This is a genomic window from Planctobacterium marinum (genome assembly GCF_020687805.1).
Lineage (GTDB): Bacteria > Pseudomonadota > Gammaproteobacteria > Enterobacterales > Alteromonadaceae > Planctobacterium > Planctobacterium marinum.
Genome location: NZ_JAJEWQ010000005.1, coordinates 40510 through 61550, shown reverse-complemented (window position 1 = coordinate 61550; position 21041 = coordinate 40510). Strand labels below are relative to the sequence as shown.

Annotated in this window: 19 protein-coding genes; 8 read left to right on the top strand and 11 right to left on the bottom strand. The window is 47.1% G+C overall.

Annotated elements, in window-relative coordinates:
* Nucleotides 1-385 precede the first annotated feature (385 nt).
* A complete protein-coding gene (locus tag LJ740_RS16515; RefSeq protein ID WP_229530229.1) occupies nucleotides 386-1252 on the top strand; it encodes a hypothetical protein in 867 nt (288 codons plus the stop codon).
* Nucleotides 1253-1512: 260 nt separating this feature from the next.
* Nucleotides 1513-2223 carry a hypothetical protein gene (locus LJ740_RS16510; RefSeq protein ID WP_229530228.1) on the top strand — a complete coding sequence of 237 codons (711 nt, stop codon included), beginning with the start codon at nucleotides 1513-1515 and terminating at the stop codon, nucleotides 2221-2223.
* A gap of 195 nt (nucleotides 2224-2418) precedes the next feature.
* On the opposite strand, the gene LJ740_RS16505 is transcribed toward LJ740_RS16510, so the two are convergent.
* A complete protein-coding gene (locus tag LJ740_RS16505) occupies nucleotides 2419-2688 on the bottom strand; it encodes a type II toxin-antitoxin system RelE/ParE family toxin (protein WP_229530227.1) in 270 nt (89 codons plus the stop codon).
* Nucleotides 2688-2960 carry a type II toxin-antitoxin system RelB/DinJ family antitoxin gene (locus LJ740_RS16500; RefSeq protein ID WP_229530226.1) on the bottom strand — a complete coding sequence of 91 codons (273 nt, stop codon included), beginning with the start codon at nucleotides 2958-2960 and terminating at the stop codon, nucleotides 2688-2690. Before LJ740_RS16500 ends, LJ740_RS16505 begins: the two co-directional genes overlap by 1 nt.
* A gap of 340 nt (nucleotides 2961-3300) precedes the next feature.
* Here LJ740_RS16500 and LJ740_RS16495 point away from each other — a divergent pair, with 340 nt between their 5' ends.
* The gene (locus LJ740_RS16495; protein ID WP_229530225.1) at nucleotides 3301-4605 is read left to right on the top strand and encodes an alpha/beta hydrolase-fold protein; all 1305 of its coding nucleotides are present in this window, start codon (nucleotides 3301-3303) and stop codon (nucleotides 4603-4605) included.
* 610 nt (nucleotides 4606-5215) lie between these two features.
* Nucleotides 5216-7012, top strand: a complete 1797-nt coding sequence (locus LJ740_RS16490) for a cation:proton antiporter (RefSeq protein ID WP_229530224.1) — start codon at nucleotides 5216-5218, stop codon at nucleotides 7010-7012.
* A 41-nt stretch (nucleotides 7013-7053) separates the two neighbouring features.
* Here LJ740_RS16490 and LJ740_RS16485 read toward each other — a convergent pair whose 3' ends face one another.
* The 8 genes from LJ740_RS16485 to LJ740_RS16450 form a co-directional block, all read right to left on the bottom strand.
* On the bottom strand, nucleotides 7054-7707 hold the full coding sequence (locus LJ740_RS16485; RefSeq protein ID WP_229530223.1) for a TVP38/TMEM64 family protein: 654 nt from the start codon (nucleotides 7705-7707) through the stop codon (nucleotides 7054-7056).
* Nucleotides 7704-8453 carry a gamma-glutamyl-gamma-aminobutyrate hydrolase family protein gene (locus tag LJ740_RS16480; RefSeq protein ID WP_229530222.1) on the bottom strand — a complete coding sequence of 250 codons (750 nt, stop codon included), beginning with the start codon at nucleotides 8451-8453 and terminating at the stop codon, nucleotides 7704-7706. The genes LJ740_RS16485 and LJ740_RS16480 overlap by 4 nt, the downstream gene beginning before the upstream one ends.
* Before the next feature lie 306 nt (nucleotides 8454-8759).
* Nucleotides 8760-8903, bottom strand: a complete 144-nt coding sequence (locus tag LJ740_RS16475; protein ID WP_229530221.1) for an entericidin A/B family lipoprotein — start codon at nucleotides 8901-8903, stop codon at nucleotides 8760-8762.
* A gap of 59 nt (nucleotides 8904-8962) precedes the next feature.
* Nucleotides 8963-9520, bottom strand: a complete 558-nt coding sequence (locus LJ740_RS16470) for a BON domain-containing protein (protein ID WP_229530220.1) — start codon at nucleotides 9518-9520, stop codon at nucleotides 8963-8965.
* Between the two features lie 70 nt (nucleotides 9521-9590).
* Nucleotides 9591-9785, bottom strand: coding sequence for a hypothetical protein (locus tag LJ740_RS16465; protein WP_229530219.1), 195 nt, complete (start codon nucleotides 9783-9785; stop codon nucleotides 9591-9593).
* A 35-nt stretch (nucleotides 9786-9820) separates the two neighbouring features.
* Nucleotides 9821-9997, bottom strand: coding sequence for a DUF1328 domain-containing protein (locus LJ740_RS16460; RefSeq protein WP_229530218.1), 177 nt, complete (start codon nucleotides 9995-9997; stop codon nucleotides 9821-9823).
* Between the two features lie 161 nt (nucleotides 9998-10158).
* Entirely contained in the window at nucleotides 10159-11172 is a 1014-nt protein-coding gene (locus tag LJ740_RS16455; protein ID WP_229530217.1) for an AraC family transcriptional regulator, read from the bottom strand.
* Nucleotides 11169-12095 carry a GGDEF domain-containing protein gene (locus LJ740_RS16450; RefSeq protein ID WP_229530216.1) on the bottom strand — a complete coding sequence of 309 codons (927 nt, stop codon included), beginning with the start codon at nucleotides 12093-12095 and terminating at the stop codon, nucleotides 11169-11171. Before LJ740_RS16450 ends, LJ740_RS16455 begins: the two co-directional genes overlap by 4 nt.
* A 352-nt stretch (nucleotides 12096-12447) precedes the next feature.
* Between LJ740_RS16450 and LJ740_RS16445 the strand changes: the two genes are divergently transcribed.
* The 3 genes from LJ740_RS16445 (at nucleotide 12448) to LJ740_RS16435 (ending at nucleotide 19050) form a co-directional block, all read left to right on the top strand.
* Nucleotides 12448-15222, top strand: coding sequence for a TonB-dependent receptor (locus tag LJ740_RS16445; protein WP_229530215.1), 2775 nt, complete (start codon nucleotides 12448-12450; stop codon nucleotides 15220-15222).
* Nucleotides 15223-15287: 65 nt separating this feature from the next.
* On the top strand, nucleotides 15288-17120 hold the full coding sequence (locus LJ740_RS16440) for a phytase (RefSeq protein ID WP_229530214.1): 1833 nt from the start codon (nucleotides 15288-15290) through the stop codon (nucleotides 17118-17120).
* A 16-nt stretch (nucleotides 17121-17136) separates the two neighbouring features.
* Complete coding sequence (locus LJ740_RS16435) at nucleotides 17137-19050, top strand: PhoX family protein (RefSeq protein WP_229530213.1); 1914 nt, start codon at nucleotides 17137-17139, stop codon at nucleotides 19048-19050.
* 2 nt (nucleotides 19051-19052) lie between these two features.
* On the opposite strand, the gene LJ740_RS16430 is transcribed toward LJ740_RS16435, so the two are convergent.
* Entirely contained in the window at nucleotides 19053-19991 is a 939-nt protein-coding gene (locus LJ740_RS16430) for a LysR substrate-binding domain-containing protein (RefSeq protein WP_229530212.1), read from the bottom strand.
* A 120-nt stretch (nucleotides 19992-20111) separates the two neighbouring features.
* Between LJ740_RS16430 and LJ740_RS16425 the strand changes: the two genes are divergently transcribed.
* Complete coding sequence (locus LJ740_RS16425; protein ID WP_229530211.1) at nucleotides 20112-21014, top strand: pirin family protein; 903 nt, start codon at nucleotides 20112-20114, stop codon at nucleotides 21012-21014.
* Nucleotides 21015-21041: the final 27 nt, after the last annotated feature.

Below are 21041 nucleotides of genomic sequence, written 5' to 3'. Positions count from 1 at the left end.
TTAGGGGCGCTCCCCTAAAACCCCCTTTTAGCCCTGGCGCGAGACAACATAAGTCACAAGGACAGAACCAGAAGACCGTCGATGATAGTGCGTCCCTGCACTTCCATCGACTTGGGCAACATCCGTGTTGCCAATCTTCAGGTTTTTTCTGCCCTTTCGCCTTATCTCGCGAAAGGGCCTGATAGGAACGGACTTCGAACCCAGCGACAATGCCCCTTAAAAGACTATCAAAATGTGATTCTCGCATGTGAAATAGCTGGCATTATAAGGGTGATTTTACTATCAATCCGAATTGGAGTGGAATAGAGTCAATGCTGGGGCGAAAAGTGGTCCGTCGAGTCGATATTGAATTGTTATGTAGCTGAGAATCAGTAGGTCATGAGTGATGAAAGAAGAATCAAAAACTAAAAGAAAGCTGAAGGCTGAACTGATCAAAAAACTTCCCTTTTTCCCTGATGATCGAGATACCTTACAACAGCTCGAGAGCGAGAGACTAGGTAACGTCATGTTCTATTATTTGCATTGGTCGACTCGGCAAGTACCGAGGAGGATTAGAAAAGTACAAATATACCCGGAGCTGACAGCAGACAAGAGATATAAATCGTTAAAAGAGCAAATTAAATTGTTTAGAGATAAAGTTTCAAATGGTGACGACCTATCTCCGTACTTATCGCTTAGGGCTCACAAAAAAGGATATACACCAAGACAAAGAATAGTTAATGGTGAGGTGGATTCATGGGAAGACAAAGATCAAATCCTAAATACAAAGGGCTTTCACCATTTTCATTTAGATATGACAGTTCAACATACCGGTTTATCCGTTCGTACAAATGAAGTCTTATTTGCAAAGATCACTCGAACAGAGTTTCATGCGGTAGCCATTTTTGATCATTCGGTATTCGAGCCGATGGATGGAAATGGAAAGTTTGAGCTTGAAAGAAAGCGATTGTGGGCTTTACATGAAAAATATACCACTATGGGCATGGCTCCTGGCACAGTTTATATGACTAGCCCGATTGCTAGCTCAGGTCACCCTGTCGGCTTAAGGCTAATGGCCGATCACTATATGCATATAGTAAAACAATATGATCCAAAGCTATCCGATCGAACTTTTGTAAATCAGTTATACCAAGAAGGAAATTTGCCACCACCAGCACGACATAAATTAGAGTGGCGAATAGACGCATTGGATTTAGTCATATTCGACAAAAAGAACAATGTTAAATTTACCGTTTTTCAGGGGGATTTGTAGTGAAAATGTTGCCCATCTTCAGCTTTCATCCACTCTTGCGGCTTATCTCGCGAAAAGGCCAGATATGGACGGACTGCGAAAATGAGATCCGTTGCCCTTGTAGGTTCATCAAAATGTGTACCTCTTATTTGTAATGACTAGTATTGTTTAGGTAAATTTGTTATTAATTATATCTTATTTGAAAGAGACGTTTAGGTTGGAATGAAGGCGACCATTTTGGCCCGCATAGTATTGCTATAATTTTTTAAGAGATTTTCAATATGGAAAATAATGAGACGGAAAATCCAAAAGAAATAATTAAGATTTTAACTGAAGACATTCAAAGTCATAGAGAGTATATCCATCGACTTTATCGTTCAGCATTTGCGGTAGGTGCTGTCTTAGTTACTATTGGTATTGGTTTAGGGTATTGGATTCTCGGCAAGCAACTTGACGCAAAGGTCTTTGAATATAGGATTGTTGAGTCTTTGAAACAAAGAGCAAATGACATATCAAAAGAAATAATCGAAGATTCAAAGAGGGAAGCGCAAGGTCAAGTTTCTGATTTTATAGATGAAAATATAGAAAAAGAGGCTAATAAAATATTGAGGCAAAAATTATCCGAATTAAATTTAAATAGCGCTGAAGAGGTTTATTCAAAACTTATAGTGCCATCAGGTGCTGTTATATCATTTGATACAAATACTGGTTGTCCAAAAGGTTGGGAGGAATATTCACCTGCTTATGGGAGGTTCATCAGAGGCATAGATAAATCTGAACAGAATATAGATCCGGATGGTGAGAGAAACTCAGGAAATCTGCAATCATATCAATTAGGTCAACATCGACATATAGCTTCACAAGGGAATGGGATGACTGTTAGCCCACACAATATTAATTTTCTACATGACTCAGTAGGTGAGGTAACAGATATATCAACTGAGAGTAGGCCTGTGAATGTTGCTTTGCTTTTTTGTAAAAAAATACACTAAGGTATTTCTAAACAGTACATCCACCTTAAGTATGGTGTGCTCCGGTATTCGTGATTTTGTTTTTGGTTTGCTGAGAACTGAGCCAAACGGCTAAAAAATTATCTTTTGAGACGGGTATTGCGTTTGATGAAGGGATTTTAATATTCTGGAAGAGCAGACCATTAGGGCTAGCAATTGTTGCTGAATGGCACACCTCTAGAAAAGTTCGCTGTGTGTTCCGATCCTTGCCAATTGAAGCAGACCGTCTTGAACACGATAAATTAAAACCAAATCTGGCTTTATGTGGCAATCTCGAAATCCGTTCCAATTGCCTGCTAAAGGGTGATCTACATACTTGGCATCTGGCAAATCACCTTGCTGAATAGTTGAGATGACTTTCCCCACTTCCACAATATCTGGAATAGGTAATTTGGTAATTTTTTTGAAGTCCTTCTTAAACTGGGAGGAGTATTCGAGTGTGAGCATTAGGAATGCTTGCCCTCGGATAATTCACTAATGAGATCAGTGACATTGTTTGCCTTTGTACCCAATCCATTTTGCAATTCTTGCATTGCGGCCTCAGTCGCTTTATTTGGCTGCTTAACTCTTAACTCAAATGGAATACCACCGTGGTTGATTACAGCGCGAGCGAAGAGTTTAATTGCCTGGGAAGGACTTAGCCCTACTTCATCACAAATTTGAGTGAAGGCTAACTTGGTATCATGATCGATACGCGTTGAAAGCATTTCAGTTTTCATAATCACACCTTTTGCTGCATTTGTAATACATAGTATAGCAATTGCTTGTCATTGCATATAATGAAAAAGGTTATGAAAGGCACTCACTTTAAATTTTTTCAGTTTCCTTTTCCTATATTTGGGCATGTTCACTCTTCCTGAGTCTGCAGAATTGCGTATTGATTTTTGGATTAATAATTTAATAACAGGCCAGCTGTACGCATATAAATACAGGTTTGAAGCAAGTAAAAATGCCAAATTTTTAATCCATTGGAGTGTTTGCCTGATTGGTGTTATTTTTAACCTGAAATGACCTTTAAACAATTGATGGAACAGCTTAATAACTATCAGGAGATCAGCATTGAATTATAACATCGTTAAAGATTCTAAGAAGTTGACCGTAGCGCGTTTGCTTACACTGTGCCTGCTATTGTTTATGCCTCTGGCATCGGTTACAGCCAATGAATCTCATGATATTTTCATGCCTGTCAGCGAAAATGCCTTTAGCAATGTGTTTCGTCATTCCATTGATTCGAAAAACCTGAATGCGAAAAGAACCGTTGATGTATCGCTACCTGTCAACTATGCAGAAACCGCAGAAAATATTACCTACCCTCTGATAGTCGTACTTGATGGTGAATTGTTATTCAATAGCGCCGCCAGTTTTGCACAACTACAGGCGATGAACAGCCAAATGCCTGAAGCCATTGTCGTCGGTATTCCAAACGCTCCTGATGCCAGAAGGGATATGACGCCAAAACCTCTGGGTAAAAATGGCGAGCCTCTTTGGTTTGGCGGGCAAGAAGACAGCTATTTGTCATTTATTCAGCATGAAGTTTTGCCCCTGATTGAGAAAAACTATCGAGTAGCGAACTTTAAAATACTCATCGGATTGTCACCATCAGCTAACTTTAGTTTGCATAGCTTCTGGAAGCAGCCCAATCTTTTCTCGGGCTATATCGCGGTCAACGGTGCTGACTTCAATGCTGCAGGGTACGAAGGTGAGAGTGTTTTCGAGAAAGTTGTAAAATCCGTTAAGCAACAAGAGCAAAACAAACGCTATTTGTATATTTCTATGCCGAAAGGTGGAGTTACCCGAAACCCACATATTTTAGAAAAATATAATGAGCTTTCAGATGAATTAACTCCCCACCTGAATAAACAAATAGAGTTCAAATGGGAAGTGATAGACAAAAAATCCTACGCCGCAGTGCTGCCCGCCATTATGTCGGGACTGAAACTGATATTTCCTGCTGAGGAATGGGACCCGTCTTACAATAATTTTATCGCCAAAGAACCCGGTCAGACACTTGCTAATATCAAAACCTATTATGCCACGCTCAGTGATAAGTATGGCTTTACGGCGCTTCCTAAAGGTGAACGATTTTACAATCGAAACCGTTTAAAACGCATTGTTTATGTGCTCATTAACGAACAACGCTATACAGAAGCCGAAGCGGTACTCAACTACTGGTTATCTCTCTACCCACAATCCGCGAATGCGTACGACACTTATGCGGATCTTTATCGGGCACAAGATAACGCAGGCGCTGAATTGGAGTACCGTGCAAAGGCTGTGAAAGTTGCGCAGAAAAATCAGGACTTAAGGGTAGCGTTATTTGAAAGTTCTTTACGCGAATTACAAGAAAGAAAACCTGCGCCTTAAAGTTCAGGTATTCATCTGACGGTTTTTCAGACTTAATTCTGCATAACATTGATAAAATAGCAGCGCGAAGATAGCGAACAAATATGGTTTAACCTCAGCGCATAAAAAGGCGCGACTACAGAAAACTTACGCGCTGGCGCTCTTAAATTTTTGCAGAGTGCGGCGTCAGGTGAATTATGGACAATCAAGTAAAGGCATTGGCTGCAATAAAACAAGCTTCCGGTACTGAAGTTGGTGAATACAGTATCGATGAATTCGTCTCTCACCACTGAGAAGAATTACCTTGTGCGTTTTGGGAAAGACATCTGGGAACATCTACCCCTGAGGCTGCTGGTGTAATTGATTTGCTCATTTTGAGCAGTAAAGGGGACGATTCAGAAGTGTATGATTTTACGTTGCCAGATGAAGTCACAAACTATGTAGTTAGTGTATCTCTCGATGATGATGGTGAAATAGAAGATATTACAATGGAGAGTTAAATTTACCTAAAGACATGATCAAGAAAACCTATGTCTGAAGATTGGCTCGATGTTCGTTGCCCACAAACTTTCATATCTCCCAGTGGATTTTCACACGGCTGCTATACTCAGCTACAAACATCAAAGGGAAGATGACTTTGGAACCTGTGATCATCCTGGTATTGATTGGCTTTTTTTCAATAATCAGCCAGTTAGTTGCCCATCAATTAAAATTACCCGCCATCTTATTTCTGCTGCTTACAGGCATCGCACTGGGGCCGGTTACCGGGGTTTTGCAACCTGATATCCTGTTTGGGGAGCTGTTATTTCCGATTGTTTCCCTGTCTGTGGCCATCATTCTGTTTGAAGGCGCACTGTCACTGAATTTTACCGAGCTGGGCGAGCACAGGCGCACTGTGTCGAGGCTTTGTACGATAGGTGCCATTGTGGGCTGGCTGGTAGTGGCACCCGCTGCCCACTACATTATGGGGCTGTCCTGGGAAATGGCCTTTTTGTTTAGCGCTATCGTCACTGTCACAGGTCCAACCGTGGTGATCCCCATGATCCGTGCTGTGCGTCCCACCAAAAATGTCGCACAAATTCTGAAGTGGGAAGGCATCATTATTGACCCTATCGGTGCGCTCCTGGCGGTGTTGGTGTTCGAGTACATAGTGGCCAGTCAGGACGCGATGGCCAATACCTTTTTGGTGTTTATCAAAACCGTATCGATTGGTGCGATAATTGGTTTGATAGCGGGCTATTTGCTGGGGCTGGCTATTAAAAAAGGTGTGATCCCGGAATATCTGATCAACACCACGGTACTCATTTCAGTGTTATTCAGCTTTGAGGTGGCCAACCTGATGTCTCATGAAGGTGGTTTGCTGACTGTCACTGTGATGGGGATTTACCTGGGGAATAAGCGTGACATTAAAGTGGATAACATCCTGGAGTTTAAGGAAACCCTTTCGGTGCTGCTTATTTCCGGGCTGTTTATTATTCTGGCGGCGCGAATTGAATTAGAAAAACTCGCCGCTATTGCGGTACCTGCAACCCTGATCCTGTGTGTGATGATTTTGGTGGCTCGGCCACTCAATATTTATCTATCGACTTTTAAATCCAGGTTGTCCTGGCAGGAAAAAGGCCTGATTTCCTGGATGGCGCCAAGGGGTATCGTGGCCGCTGCGGTTTCTGCTTTATTCGAGTTAAAACTCAATATGATTGGCTTTGAAGATTCAGGTGTATTGGTGACCCTGGTGTTTTTTGTGATTGTGTTCACCGTCACGCTGCAGAGTTTGACCACCACGCCACTGGCAACCTTATTGAAACAAAGAGAAAAGGAGCCGAAGGGCTTTTTGATTTTTGGGGGGATTGGCTTTGCCCGTATGATAGCCAAAGAGCTGATCTCTTTGGGGTACACAGTAAGATACGCCGATACCAATTGGGAGTCTATTTCTGCGGCGCGAATGGATGGTATTCCCACCTACTTTGGCAACCCGAGTTCAGAGCATGCGACGCGCACTATGGATCTGACCGGAATTGGTAATGTGCTGGTGATGTCGGCCAATAAGCAGCTAAACCCCATTGTTACTCAGCACTTTCAATATCTGTTTGGTGATAAACACGTGATGGGCATCAGCCTTAGTGCGCAAAAAGGCTACGAAGGACACCTGCCCAGTGAGCATTATATGCAATCGTTGGGGTTATTTAGTGACACCACTTACGCAAAACTGGCCAGTCAAACGGCAAAAGGAGCCGTGATAAAACGCACAACGTTAACCGCCTGGTTTACATTTGAAGATTACAAAAATAAATATAAGGAACAGTTCACGCCGCTGTTTTTTATTGATCCCAAAGGTAATCTGGTTGCGTTTCGCAGCGGTGAAGAGAAGCAGCCCGGCGAGGGTTGCCAGATTATCAGTCTGGTAACGCCTCAGGCGAGCGATGGGTAAGGCTGCGTTGTTGCCGGTTTGAAACCAGCTGTTGGCTACGGCTATTTGGCGTGGCGCTTTATCACAAAGAACACGCTGGTTAATACCACTGCCGCAATCAGCGTGGTGGCGGCCATACCGGAGGGTTCCTTCACCATTTCCAGTGCGCCGCGACCGAAAAATACCGCGCTTAATCCCAGCGGCATAATACCTAGCACCGAACCCACAATATATTTAGGGTAATCCACCTTTAACATGCCGCTGAGCATACTGGTGATGGTAAAAGGTGGCGTTGGCGCAATACGCAGCGCCATCACGGCGTATATCACCTGGTTTTCAAGCTTACTTTTTATTTTGTCGATGTGTTTGGTGACCGATTCTCCCCACAATGAATCATCCACAAACTGTCCCAGCAAATAGCCGCCGGTTGCGGCCAGCGCAAACCCAGGCAGTACTATCAAAACACTGAGCCAGGTGGGAAAAATCAGACTGACCGCCAGAGACATGAGTGGAATGGGAATTAGCAGGGCGCCACCGAAGAAAAACAGGAGTAAAAACGCCAGTGCGGTCACCCAACTGACGGGTACTTCTTCGGTTAAATGCACCACCTTATCTATGGTTAAAAACGATTTAAGTGGTGTCAGAAAATACACAGCAAGCAGAGTTGCTGCGATAGTAACGGCTATGGTCAGGTTAATCCATTTGCGATTTTTCATGATCTTGCTTCCTCAATTAGCCAGGCAAAAATATTACGTTGGGTTTGCAGGTAAAACAGGTATTCCGGGTGCCATTGCACACCCAGTACTTTGTCGTTATCGCAAAGTTCGATAGCCTGTACGATTTGGGCCTTTTCACGGGCGGAGACCTGCAACTGCTTACCGGGTTTGGCCACGGCCTGAGAGTGAATGGCATTCACCTTAATGGGCTCATCACCCACTATCTCTTCCAGCAGTGAATCTTCTTTGGCGTAAACCACTGTTTTTCTGGGAAACGGGCTGCGAATTCTGGGTTTATCACCCAATAGCGGTAAGGTAGAGGTATACATGGTGCCGCCTAAAACGGCGTTAAGCAGTTGATGACCGCGACAGATCCCCAAAATAGGGATTTGCTCATTTAAGGCATATTGAATGCAGTCTTTTTCCATTTCATCACGGGCCTTGTCATAGCTGCCCTTGGTAAAGCGCACCATAGCCTCCATCGGAAACAGCAGAGCTTCTTTGATGCGGGTGGCCAGACTGCGTTTTACTCTGGGAAGCGGCGCGCGGGTGCGATTGTCGGGATGAATATCTGAACCACCGCCAATAATGAGGCCGTCACAATGGGGCTTACTCTTGTATCGGGCCGGTGTCATGCGCACTGCTTTGCCGCCTGCCAGCCATACCCCAAGTGCGGTGAACCACCACGCCATCAGGCCACCACTATCTGGGCCGGTGACAATAATTATTGGTTTGCTATTCGCCATTTTTCCCTCCGATTTTCAGGCGCCTGGCTGAAAATAAGGATGATCAGCTGTTCCGGGAGCCCTTTTGAGTTTGTAACTAGCAATGACTAATAGGAAATTCGTGCCAGAGTTTTAAGAACATGTAACCCATTGACCAATAAGGATAAATTGGTTTTTCATAATGGTCTTTGGGGGGATTTCTGTGGGCGGTGTCGGGTAACGTGAAAATATTACAGGAAAGTCGTTGTAGGAATTATAAGGCCCGCAATTGTGCTGAGACATTGCGGGCACTACATGACAATTGTTGTGATGGCGATTGCAGCGGTGTTAATCGTTGGCTGCATCTTGTACCGCTTCGCCGGCTTTTTCCACATCCTTGCCGATACCTTCAATGGTGGCACAGGCCGACAGCGCGCTGATTGCGCAAACCATTAGCAGCCACTTTGTCATAGATTTCATTGTATTTTTCATGGTGATACTCCTGAAAGAACAAAGGGGCCAGACGGCCCCTGAAGTACAGTTCTGCGCTGCTATGAAGCTTCTGATGTGACGGTCAGATTACTCACAACTTTTTTCACATCATCGGTTTTTTGCGCAATGAGTACTGCGAGTTGTTCCTCGGCTTCTGAGGCGACTTCACCGTTCAGCGTCACCACGCCCTTTTCGGTGTCCACATCAATGCTGGTACCGGAAACGTCTGATTCAACCAACAAACGGGTTTTTACTACCGTGGTGATTTTCTTGTCGGTGAATTCTGAGTAGCTCTTTTCAGAGGGCTGTTTTTCCTGCTTTTGAACCACCACTAACTGGTTGTCCACCGACTTAACTCCCTCGATACTCAATGTCAGTTCTTCTGCCAGTGAGCTTTCTACTTCCCGGTCCACACTACCGGTGAGTATCACTTTGCCTTCTTTAACATCAGTGTTGATATCAAAGGAATTCAGTTCAGTGTTGAGCAGCAGGGTTGTTTCCACTTTGCCGTCAATCCAGGCGTCTTTTGCATCATCCTGCCAGTCCGCCGCGCTCACCTGAGCGACTAATAACGTTGAAAATGCAGTTGCAGTCAGGGTCTTTCTGAAAATAGTCATAATAGATCTCCTCTGTATGACGTTGGTTTATTCAGTAACAGTGTGTTTTAAAAGGTATGAGTCCGGATTATCAGCAATCCGTGTCTTCAGCTTTCACGCCTTCCTTAACTTCTTCACAGGCATCTTCGATAGCGTTACTTGCATCAGTGATGGCTTCATCGATTTCTTCACCGGCTTCTTCGGCGTTGTTGTCAGCGCAGCCTGCTGTGATCAGGGCCACAAAGAACAGGGATGCCAGTAGTTTGAATAACGTTGTTAACTTCATTGTTGATCTCCTTGTTAAAATCCAGTTCGGCGCATTTACGCCTTAGGGGACTTACCACGTAGTGCGTTGGAAAGCAGCGAAATGGCAAGTAATACCACGAACACGAAAAAGATAATTTTAGCGATACCGGCTGCAGCACCGGCAATGCCGGTAAAACCAAACAGGGCGGCAATAATGGCTACGATAAAAAAGGTTAATGCCCAACTTAACATGTGAACTCCTTACGGTGTTTGAACACAGTTGAGCTAAAGCCAGATCGGTGCCAACTTTTAAGTTGTTGTTAAATAAAGAAAAAATATTTTCAGGAGGACTGGGGCAGACAAGAATGGGTAAATTTTATCCGGCAGTGGGTAAATTTTACAATGTACTCCGTCTAGCCGGACTTTAATTGGCTGGGGGTCATACCGGTCCAGCGTTTTATGGCCCGGCGAAAGTTAGGCAGGTTGTTAAATCTGGAACTGCTTGCAGCCTGTTCGTTGCTCAGTTGTCTGACTTTTAAATCAAATAATGCGGTTTGAGACTTCACGCTGTCGTGAATTTGCTGAAAACTACAGCCGTGCTGTTTTAATTTGCGCTTAAGTGTTGCCTGGCTTATCGCCAGCGCATCAGCCAGTTCTTCCAGGTTGTTGATATTTTCGCGGGTCAGCAATTGTCGGGTGTATTGCAGTAATCCGATACGCTGCGGGGTTTTATGCAGTTGTGCGGAACACTGCAGGCGATGATGTTGTCTTGCCAGTGCACTGCTGTTGAGCAGTTTTTTGTTTAACCACTGGTTGTCTACCGCAATCATGTTTAACGGATAATTGAAGGTCAGACGGTGACCCAGGTTTTCTTCGTATTGATAGATATTGCGTGGTCGCTTTTGTCGGAAATAAAAATGCAGTGGTATCTGATGACCAATGTGCCATTTACAGGTGGCGTTGACAGCGGTGTAAAGCATTTCGTAAAAGAACAGTTGCTGCGCAGACTCTGCAATTGCATTGTCGACGATCAGCCATGTTTTGTCCTGATGTTGTCGTACTGTGATAAACAACCAGGGGAACATCAGATATTGATAACAGCGGCACAAGCGCAACAAGTCAGCTAATGATGTGGCATTGTAGATGAGTTCGCTAACATCGGGATTCTGATTGGGGAACAGGCGACGGCCCAACAGAAAGCTGAGATCGCTGCTGTTTACCTGTTTTTGTGCATTGCTTAACAGGGTTTCAATTTGAGCAAAGCTCAGGTAGTTCTGGCGACGATATAGATCTTCGTAAAAAATGCCTGTGCCGCGCAATAAAGGCTCGATATCCGCGCCGCGATTGCGACAAAGATCGATCAATTTGACCACCATGCTCTGGCAATCAAATTGTTTGTCTTTGTTCTCGAACCAGGCGCGTGTCATGCGGCTTGTGCTGCTCTTTTACTTAATTTTAGCGCTTCCATCTGGCTATTGAGTTGGCCGAGTAACTGATCGGCCTGGGTGGCCTGGCGCGCTTCGCTGACACAAATGCTGACCTGACAGTGAAATTCATTGTCTTCAGCCAAAGGATTAAAGTTGCGTTTGTGCAAGGCCTGCTCCAGTTGTCTGGCAATGGCTGTGGCGTCAGACTGACTGGTTTGCGGCAACATAATAATAAACCGATCACCGGCGTAACGACTGGCCAGATCCGTGGCGCGCAACTCTAACATGATGAATTCAGCTATTTCGCGTAAAAACTGATCACCGCGGGCATCGCCAAAACGGCGGTTAAATGCGTCAAAGTGGTCAATATCCAGCAGCAACAGGCTAAATGGTGCCGCACCGTTGTTCAGTGCGTTTAGCTCCTGCTCTATCTGATGCTTCATATATTCAGCGCTATACAGGCCGGTGATAAAATCCATCAGACCGTGTTCCCGGTAAATCCGCTCACGTCGGCGCAACTGTTCATTCACGGTAAGTTGTTCTTTGTGCCAGTGATACAGGCCTACGGTCATTAATATCATGCCGATAGGAGCCGGAATGGATTCATAGGCGGTCAGCCAGGCATGGTTATCCGGATACTGAAAAAACTCATCCAGTAAATCCAGTAACATACTGACATGCATAAACAGCAAGCCCACAATGAGTAACACTGTGACCTTTCCGGCGGGGCGACTAATAAGGGTGAAAAAAATCCAGGCCAGGGTCATCAGGGTGATACCCCCTTCACCCAGGGTATCCGTCCACTCGAATTCGGCGGCGGGTTTCAGGTCACCGATATTTGCTGCAAAGACCACGGTTACGCTGATAAATAACAATACCAATGCGATGAGTTTGCTGTGCAGCTTTAACAGTTTGAAGTTCATGGTTTGTGTTCCTGAATGAATTCGCGCGTATTTTAATCTAAGGCGGGGCGCGGCAATAGGGTCAAATTAGCTCACTGATTTGTGGTGGGGAATATTCGCCGCGCTGAAGTTAGCCGGGCAGGAGCTGTCTCAGGGCCGGATAAACGCCTGTTGAAATAACTTAACACTATGAAAATTAAAGATAATTATTAAAGAATCAAATCAGCTCAAAACGGTTGTCTGCACCCGGCTAAAGCCTGTTGAAGAGGCCCGGTTCCTGCAATTTGTCATAAATATGCAGCCTAAGTGTCATATTGCCTCATTACTTTGCGCCCAGTTTTTATCGTAAACACAACACATCATAGGCAATACGATGCAACACACAACATTTCGTAAAAGTATTCTTGGGCTGGCCTGTGGGCTGGTGCTGTCGGGCGCACCTGCACACGCCGAGGGCGATTTGTCCGGCAAGGTGACCAGTGCCGATACCAGCATTGTACTGGAAGGTGCATTAGTGGAAATTCCGGCGTTGAATCTCAAAGAGGTAACCTCGCGCGATGGTCGTTTTCGATTCCACAACCTGAAAGATGGCCTGTATCAGGTTCGCATTACCTACCTGGGTGCGGAAACCAAAACCTTTCCCATTGAAATCAAAAATGGTGAGAACCTCAATACCCAACTCGCCATGGGCGGGACTGAGGCAGCATTAGAAGAGTTATTGGTGGTGGGGCAACGCGCTTCTCAGGCCAGTGCGTTAAACCGGCAAAAAAATGCTAAGCGCGTAACGTCGATTGTTTCTGCTGATGCAATTGGTCAGTTTCCCGATCAAAATGTCGCGGAATCTTTGCAGCGTCTGCCGGGTATGTTTATTCAGCGCGATCAGGGTGAAGGCCGCTTTGTAGGTATTCGCGGCATCGATCCCAATCTGAATAACCTGACGATTAATGGGGTAAACATTCCGTCACCGGAAAGCGGCGTGCGCAGTGTTGCCATGGACGTGATCCCATCGGAATTGGTGGACAGCCTGGAAGTCAGCAAAACCGTGACACCTGATATGGATGCTGATGCCGTGGGTGGCTCGATTGAAGTAAAAAGCCTGAGCGGTTTAGACCGCCCGGCAAACTCCTTTAGTTTTACCGGGCAGTTGAGCCAAAGTCAGTTGCGTGATGAAACCAGTCCCAAATTGTCGGGCAGTTACAGTACCGCCTGGGATTTACAAGGTGGTAACCGCTTTGCGCTTGCCACTGCGGTTAGCTGGGCAGAACGCAAATTCGGCTCAGACAATATGGAAGTTGATGGTGGCTGGGGACACTACGATATCGAAGATGACACCAGCGGTGAAGAGGTTGAGATATTTTCTGCCGAAGAAATTGAACAGCGAGCCTACTGGATCAAGCGTGAGCGCACGGGACTGGCATTAAACCTGGATTATCAAACCGCTGACAGTGACTATTACCTGAGAACGCTGTACAGCGTGTTCTCTGATGATGAGTATCGTCTGCGCAACGAATACAAGCTGTCTGATGGCAATCTGCTGAGCTACAGTGACAATGCTGCCCAGTTTATTGATGCTGAGATGGATCGCGATACCAAAGATCGCTTCGAAGAACAGAAAATCTGGTCCAGTGTGCTAGGTGGCGAAACCCGGGTGGATAGCTGGACGCTGGAATACAGTGTCAGTTACGCTAAATCCAGCGAAGATGAGCCTGGAGCGGTTGAAGCGGACTTTAAAGGCGAAGAACTGCAACTGGGCTACACCGCACTGGGACAAACCCCAACCCTGACTCAGTCAGCTAATGCCCATGATCTGGCAAACTTTGAACTGGATGAAATTATCTGGACTAACAACCTCACCGAAGACGATGAAGTGAGCTTTAAGTTTGATGCCAGCCATGACTTTGTCTGGAACAACCACAATGCCACCTTTAAAACCGGGATGAAGTACCGCAGTCGCGAGAAGTTTCTGGAAGCCAATGTGACGGTGTTTGATGGCGGCTTTAATGATGCCACCGGCGCTGATTTTGCGTTAGCTGAGGTGGACTGGGGATTAGGCAGTTTTGGCCCGGGTATCAACCGGACGCCACTGCGCAACTTTTTCAACAGCAATCTGTCCGGATTTGAAATCAATGATCTGGATACCACTATCGAATCCAGTGGGGCATCTTATGAGTCTGGTGAGGATATCTTTGCGGCTTATGCCATGTTGGATCTGGACCTGGACAAATGGAACATCATTGTTGGTTTGCGTTACGAAGACACCCAGTTTACTACCTCGGGCAATCGGGTTGAATTAATCGTAGACGACGTAGCGGATATTGAGGAAGTGGTGGTGACGCCCTGGAATGTGGAAAAGGATTACGATCACCTGTTGCCCAGCCTGAATGTGCGCTACGACTTCAACGACAAGCTATTAGCCCGCTTTGCCTATACGCAAACCATTGCCCGGCCCAGCTTTGAAGATTCCGCGGCATTTCAGTTGATTGCCAACGAAACGGAAGAAGACGATGGCGAAATCGAAACCGTTGTTGAGGCCGAAGTGGGCAATCCGCACCTGGACCCGTATGAGTCGCAAAACCTGGATCTCTCAATTGAGTATTATCCCGGTCACATCGGTATTTTGTCTGCCGGTTTGTTTTACAAAGACATCGACAACTTTATCGTGCTGACCGAAGTTCAGGACAACGGTCAATGGGACGGATTTGACGAAGTTCTGCAGCCGGTGAATGGCGGCAGCGCCAGTATCACAGGTATTGAACTGGCCTGGGCAAAAACCTTTCAAAATGGCCTGTTATTCAGTGCCAATGCGACCTTTACCGATTCTGATGACGCCTTACCCAATCAGGCCGACAGGGTAGGGAACCTGGCGATAGGTTATGAAAACAATCAGCTCAGCGCCCGGCTGACCTGGAGTCATAAGAGTGAGTCTTTTCAGTTTGATGACCAGGACGCCCCCGTGTATGAGGATGTGCACAATCAGCTGGATTTAAACGTCAAATATTACATCAACGACAACATGCATCTGTATGTAAATGGCGTCAATCTCAATGATGAGCCGCTGTATCTGTATCACAACAACAGCCGTTATGCCTATCAGTATGAAACCTACGGCAGAACCTTTGAAATTGGGTTCAGCTGGAACAGTTTCTGAGTGGCATTGGGGGCTTTCAGGCCCCCAGGTTGAGCTTTTAGTTATCTCGTATTAAGTGGATTATCATGTTAATTAACAATTTAAATATCAAGCAAATTTTGTTGTGTCTGTCTTTGCTGGTGCTGTCTTTACAGAGTCTGGCGGTGGAGTTTTTATCAGGCTTACCGCAACAATACTGGCTTGTCAGCACAGCCCAGAACGGCCTGCAGGTTTTGGATACTGAACTTCGGATGGTGGCCCGGTTGCCGGGGCGATATGGGCAAACTGACGCCATCACCACCGCGGATGGCAAAGTTATTATTGCGGCACTAAACCAGAACGAAAACAGCCTGGATATTTTGCACTGGACAGGTACGCAATTAACCCTGTTGCAACGACAGCCTGAAACGCTGCTGGCGCTGGAAGGTGTGTGTCTGTATCAGCAAAATCAGAGCGCTGATGTGCATGCGTTTTTGTTGCTGGAGCACACCGAAATTGAGCAGCGAATTATCTATCATGCCGGTCAACAGCAGGTACTCAATCAGCCGGTCAGACATTTGCCTGTGCCCGACGCCGTGACGGCGTGCGCGGTGGATAGTCAACGGGACAGATTGTACTACGTAGAAGAAGGGGTTGGGGTCTGGCATATGAGTGCTCACCCGGAAAGCGATAAGGGACGGGAGGCAGTCGCCATGCAACAGCCTTTCGGGCATCTGAATGAATCAGTGGAAAGACTGCAACTGCTTGCAGACGGCAGCCTGGTACTGCCGCAAATTGAGGGTGGTAGTTTGCAAATCTACTCGCCTCAGGGGGAATGGCAAACACAATCAGTGGGTTTTTTGGCAGAAGCCCTTGCCCTGCAAATTGTGGCTGACAATTCCCTGCAATTGCTCACCGGTGACAATCTCAATGAGCTGGTGTTGAACAATATTGCTATGCGTCAAAACGAAATTCCGGTAGTGAGGGGGTTTCCACAAATAATGCCCTCTGCAGAAACCGATACGATGCAAAAATACGGTGATGCAGCGGATGATCCGGCTATCTGGTTTAACCCAAAAAATCCACAGGAAAGTCGGATACTGGGCACCGACAAAAAACGCGGTTTAGCCGTATTTGATCTAGCGGGCAATGAGTTACAGTTTCTGGAAGTTGGCCGTATCAATAATGTTGATTTACGTGCCGGCTTCGAATATCAGGGCATAACTCAGACGTTGGCGGCAGCCAGTCAGCGGGATAATAACAGTATCAGCCTGTTTTTTATTGATGCCGGCGGTCATGTCACCTCAGCCGGGGAAGTGATGACCAGTCTGGATGAAGTCTACGGTCTGTGTATGTATCAGGGCGAAGGACAACATTATGTGTTTATCAATGATAAGGACGGCCGTTATCAGCAGTATCAAATCAACCCGGATTTAGGCGGGAAACTGGTGCGCGAATTTAAACTGGACGGCCAGCCTGAAGGCTGTGTTGCCAACGATGCCAGCCACGAGTTGTTTGTGGGCATTGAAGACAGGGGGATTTGGTACAGTTCAGCCAGGGCTGATACCCGTCAGGCGCCACAGAACATCGTACAGGTGGGTGGACCCCTGCAGGACGATGTGGAAGGCATGGCTCTGTACCTGACCGAAAAGGCACACTATCTGGTGGTGTCCAGCCAGGGGAACAACAGTTATGCGCTGTATCATGCGCAGGCACCGTTTGATTATGTCGGTTCGTTTCAAATCGCAGCCAATGTCCTCGCGGGTATTGATGGTGCTTCAGAAACGGATGGACTGGATGTGTCCAGCGCCAACTTTGGCGGCGCCTATCAGGATGGCTTGCTGGTGGTACAGGATGGGCGCAATGTGATGCCTACTCAGCCGCAGAATTTTAAACTTGTGGCATTCAGTGACATTGTCGCTGGCCTGAAACTTCAGTAAATTGCAGGGAACCACGATGAAACCAGGTAGTCATGATAGCAGTCAAAATTTTCAGACTGTGTTGCAGGCGCGCTTTCCCCGGCGGACGTTTTTGCAATATGCCGCAGGAGCCGGTACCGCGACGTTGTGGGGAGCCCTGCCGGGGTGTTCTTCTGAGTTACAGCCGCATACTCATGACACCCTGTCAGGCGCTGCGCCTGCCTGGCAGTTCGACACTGTACCCCAGGGACTGGATACCCGGCTGACATTGCCTGATGGTTATGACTACCAGGTGTTGTTGCGCTGGGGCGATCCCTTGTTCCCTGACAGTGCCAAATTTGATCCCTTGCAACAAACCGGTGAAAAACAGGCGCGTCAGTTTGGTTTTAACAATGATTATGTGGGATTTTTACCCCTGCCACTGGGGTCTGACAACAGTGAACATGGGTTGCTGACCATTAATCATGAACATACCAAAGCCCGCCTGATGCATCCGGGAATTCGCAGTGAAGGTCAATTAGATCAGGAGCAAACCCGGGTAGATATCGCTGCCCATGGGTTGTCAGTCATTGAAGTTAAAAAGCAGCAATCCGGTTGGCAGGTGGTGAAAGGTTCGGACTACACCCGGCGCATAACCCCTGACACACCAATGCAGTTAACAGGCGCGGCAGCAGGACACCCCTGGTTGCAAACGCAACACTCCGAGGATGGCATTGCCACCCTGGGTACCTATGGCAACTGTGCGGGTGGGATAACGCCCTGGGGTACCATTCTCACCGCAGAGGAGAACTTTGATAAGTATTTCAGCGGAGATGTCGACAAATTAGCGCAAAAAGACAACTTCCGGCGCTACGGGTTTAGCGGCGAGCAGGAAAAAAACTGGAGCCAGTATGAGGAACGCTGGGATCTCAATAAACACCCAGGTGAAGCTTTTCACATGGGCTGGATTGTAGAGATAGATCCCTACGATCCCAACAGTGTACCGAAAAAACGCACCGGGTTAGGGCGTTTTAAACACGAAGGTGCGAATGTCACGATTGCCCCTGATGGTCGCGCTGTTGCATATAGCGGAGACGATGAAAAGTTTGAGTATGTGTATCGATTTGTCAGTCGGGATACCTATAAACCCGGCAACGACAATGCCAGCAGAGCCCACAATATGCAACTGCTGGAAAACGGGGTGTTGTCGGTAGCGAGGTTTTCTGAGAATGGCACCTTATCCTGGTTGCCACTGGTGCATGGCAAAGGCCCGTTAACGGTTAAAAACGGCTTCAACAACCAGGCCGAAGTACTCCTGAATACCCGAAAGGCAGCGGATTTACTGGGGGCAACGCCAATGGACAGGCCGGAAGATGTGGATATTAATCCGGTTAGCGGCAAGGTGTATGTGATGCTCACCAAAAACGACAGCCGCCAGCCGGATGCGCTTAACGGCCCAAATCCGCGGGCCTACAATCGCGGGGGACAAATTATTGAATTGTTGCCCCCTGAGAGTTCAGCCCAACAACGGGACCATTGTGCCGATGAATTTCGCTGGGAAGTGCTACTGCTGGCCGGGAAACCCGAGCCCCATAACGCACAAAACGTGACGTTTTATCATCCCGATACCGATGAAAACGGTTGGCTGGCCTGCCCGGATAATTGTGCGTTTGATACCCAGGGCAATATTTGGGTTACAACCGATGGCGCAGAGGATTTTGGCGTCGCTGACGGTGTGTGGTGGGTGGTGGCAGAAGGTGAAAAAAGAGGTTATGCCCAGCGATTTATGCGGGCGCCGGTTGGCGCTGAAGTGTGTGGCCCCTGCTTTACCCCGGATAACCGGAGTTTTTTCTGCGCTATCCAACACCCGGGTGGTGACTCCAATTTTGATCAGCCCGATACCCGTTGGCCCGATTATGCTGCGGAACTGCCGCCAAGACCGGCGCTGATCGTTGTTACCCAAACGCGATAACATCACAGTGAGGGGATTGCTGAGTCAGCTTGCTGGTCATCGCCGATGCTGGCGTTGACATGTTCAAACAGGTATTTGTGCAGTGCCTGCACCGGTGGAGTGGCAGACCGGCGGGAGGGGGTAATTAAACTCAGTTGTGCCTGACCGGTTTTCCAGTCGGGTAACACCCTGACCAGACTGCCTTCAGTGAAGGCCTGACGACAGGTATAAGCAGGCAAACTGACGATTCCCAATCCCTCTTGCGCCGCCTGAATCAGCGTATTCATATCATCACTGTAAAATTGCGGTTTAATGGGGATATTTATATTGCTCCCCTGATGATGGGTGAGTTGCCACTGATTGCGGGTAGGTTGCCAGCCCAGTTTCAGACTTTGATGTTGCTGCAAATCCAGCGGAACCCTGGGCATGCCATGCATTGCCAGATAGTCGGGGCTGGCCACCAGACACCAGGAAACCCTGGCCAGTTTGCGCTGAATATTGCTGGAGTCCGGCAGGGTTTCCATATGGCCCCGAATGGCCAGGTCAACGCCCGCTGCCACCAGATCGATGTTCTGGTTTGTTACCTGCTGCACCACTTCGATGCCGGGGTGTGCTTTCAGGAATTGCAGTAACAGATTTTTTATCGCGTATTGTGCCACACCAATAGAGCAACTCAGTACCACGCGACCGGTAAACAGTTGCTTCTTTCTGAGCATGGCAAATTCAGTGCTTTCGACTTTTTCTACGACAGATAAGGCGTGACGATAAAACTCCTCACCGGCGTCGGTAACACGAAATTGCCGGGAAGTTCGCTCTATGAGCTTGATGTCCAGCCGTTCTTCCAGTTTCGCCACATGACGACTCAGACGTGATTTGGGCATATTTAGTGCCAATGCCGCGGCACTAAATCCCTGTTTTTCCACCACATGCACAAAATAAAAGTAGTCATTGATATCGATCATCGGGCAAAACCATCCAGCCTATCGTTCTATAAATGAAACATAGTTTTCAGATTTTGGCTATAGAAGAATTTTTTGTTCTATTTATAGTGTTATTAACAAGGCCATCGGCAAGGAGATTTTATGATTTTACAAGCAGCCAATACCCTTAATACAGACCGCAGCCCACAACCAGCGCTGTCCACAACAGGCGTGAAAAATGGTAATCCTTTTGCCATTGGGGATGGATTCAGCGCACTGTCTTTCAGGGAGAAAGACTTTTCCAGGATGATGGACCCGTTAGTGATGGTGGACCACTATCGCATGACAGAATCGACATTCGGCATTCACCCTCATGCCGGATTATGCGCTTTGTCTATATTATTTGAAGACACACAGGGGGGGGTTCACAACCGGGACTCACTGGGCAACGATTTCGATTTGCTACCCGGTGATGTTTACTGGCTGAATTCAGGCTCAGGTGCCCTGCACGACGAAGCGCCAAGACCAGGCTCGGCCATTCATGGATTACAGGTTTTTGTAAATCTTCCGCAGTCCCGCAGAAGTGAACAACCCGCTTCTTTTTTGCTCAGAGCCGGAGATATTCCTGTTATCGAAGATGCTAACGCCCGGATAAGACTGCTCCAGGGGCAATATCAGGCAGTGCAGAATCCGGTAACGCCGGTGTTACCCATGACCATTTTAGAGGGAAAAGTGAATCCCTTACGGCACATTGATATTGATGTTGCCGCGGGCCAGAACGGCTGGTTGTATGTGGTATCCGGTGAGTTGCAACTGCAATCAGAACAGCACAATGGCGTTTTGCAGCAGGGGCAGGCAATGGCCATCAGTCTCAGTGATACAAGTGCAGAGTCGGCCATTCAACTGCACAACCTCGCTGACGAGAAATCCCATTTTGTGTTTTTTTCGGCCAGCCCCATCAACGAGCCCTTTGTTCAGAAAGGCCCCATCATTATGCAAACCCACGAACAAATTCTGCGCAAGGAGCAGGAATATGCTGCGGGTAAATTTGGCTCAGTTGGTTGATATCACACTGAGATTACTATGGTTTTA

Bases quoted from the DNA above. Each gene is read 5' to 3' on its own strand.
- LJ740_RS16515 (WP_229530229.1), top strand. From the start codon at position 386: ATGAAAGAAGAATCAAAAACTAAAAGAAAGCTGAAGGCTGAACTGATC.
- LJ740_RS16510 (WP_229530228.1), top strand. From the start codon at position 1,513: ATGGAAAATAATGAGACGGAAAATCCAAAAGAAATAATTAAGATTTTA.
- LJ740_RS16505 (WP_229530227.1), bottom strand. From the start codon at position 2,688: ATGCTCACACTCGAATACTCCTCCCAGTTTAAGAAGGACTTCAAAAAA.
- LJ740_RS16500 (WP_229530226.1), bottom strand. From the start codon at position 2,960: ATGAAAACTGAAATGCTTTCAACGCGTATCGATCATGATACCAAGTTA.
- LJ740_RS16490 (WP_229530224.1), top strand. From the start codon at position 5,216: ATGACTTTGGAACCTGTGATCATCCTGGTATTGATTGGCTTTTTTTCA.
- LJ740_RS16485 (WP_229530223.1), bottom strand. From the start codon at position 7,707: ATGAAAAATCGCAAATGGATTAACCTGACCATAGCCGTTACTATCGCA.
- LJ740_RS16480 (WP_229530222.1), bottom strand. From the start codon at position 8,453: ATGGCGAATAGCAAACCAATAATTATTGTCACCGGCCCAGATAGTGGT.
- LJ740_RS16475 (WP_229530221.1), bottom strand. From the start codon at position 8,903: ATGAAAAATACAATGAAATCTATGACAAAGTGGCTGCTAATGGTTTGC.
- LJ740_RS16470 (WP_229530220.1), bottom strand. From the start codon at position 9,520: ATGACTATTTTCAGAAAGACCCTGACTGCAACTGCATTTTCAACGTTA.
- LJ740_RS16465 (WP_229530219.1), bottom strand. From the start codon at position 9,785: ATGAAGTTAACAACGTTATTCAAACTACTGGCATCCCTGTTCTTTGTG.
- LJ740_RS16460 (WP_229530218.1), bottom strand. From the start codon at position 9,997: ATGTTAAGTTGGGCATTAACCTTTTTTATCGTAGCCATTATTGCCGCC.
- LJ740_RS16455 (WP_229530217.1), bottom strand. From the start codon at position 11,172: ATGACACGCGCCTGGTTCGAGAACAAAGACAAACAATTTGATTGCCAG.
- LJ740_RS16450 (WP_229530216.1), bottom strand. From the start codon at position 12,095: ATGAACTTCAAACTGTTAAAGCTGCACAGCAAACTCATCGCATTGGTA.
- LJ740_RS16445 (WP_229530215.1), top strand. From the start codon at position 12,448: ATGCAACACACAACATTTCGTAAAAGTATTCTTGGGCTGGCCTGTGGG.
- LJ740_RS16440 (WP_229530214.1), top strand. From the start codon at position 15,288: ATGTTAATTAACAATTTAAATATCAAGCAAATTTTGTTGTGTCTGTCT.
- LJ740_RS16435 (WP_229530213.1), top strand. From the start codon at position 17,137: ATGAAACCAGGTAGTCATGATAGCAGTCAAAATTTTCAGACTGTGTTG.
- LJ740_RS16430 (WP_229530212.1), bottom strand. From the start codon at position 19,991: ATGATCGATATCAATGACTACTTTTATTTTGTGCATGTGGTGGAAAAA.
- LJ740_RS16425 (WP_229530211.1), top strand. From the start codon at position 20,112: ATGATTTTACAAGCAGCCAATACCCTTAATACAGACCGCAGCCCACAA.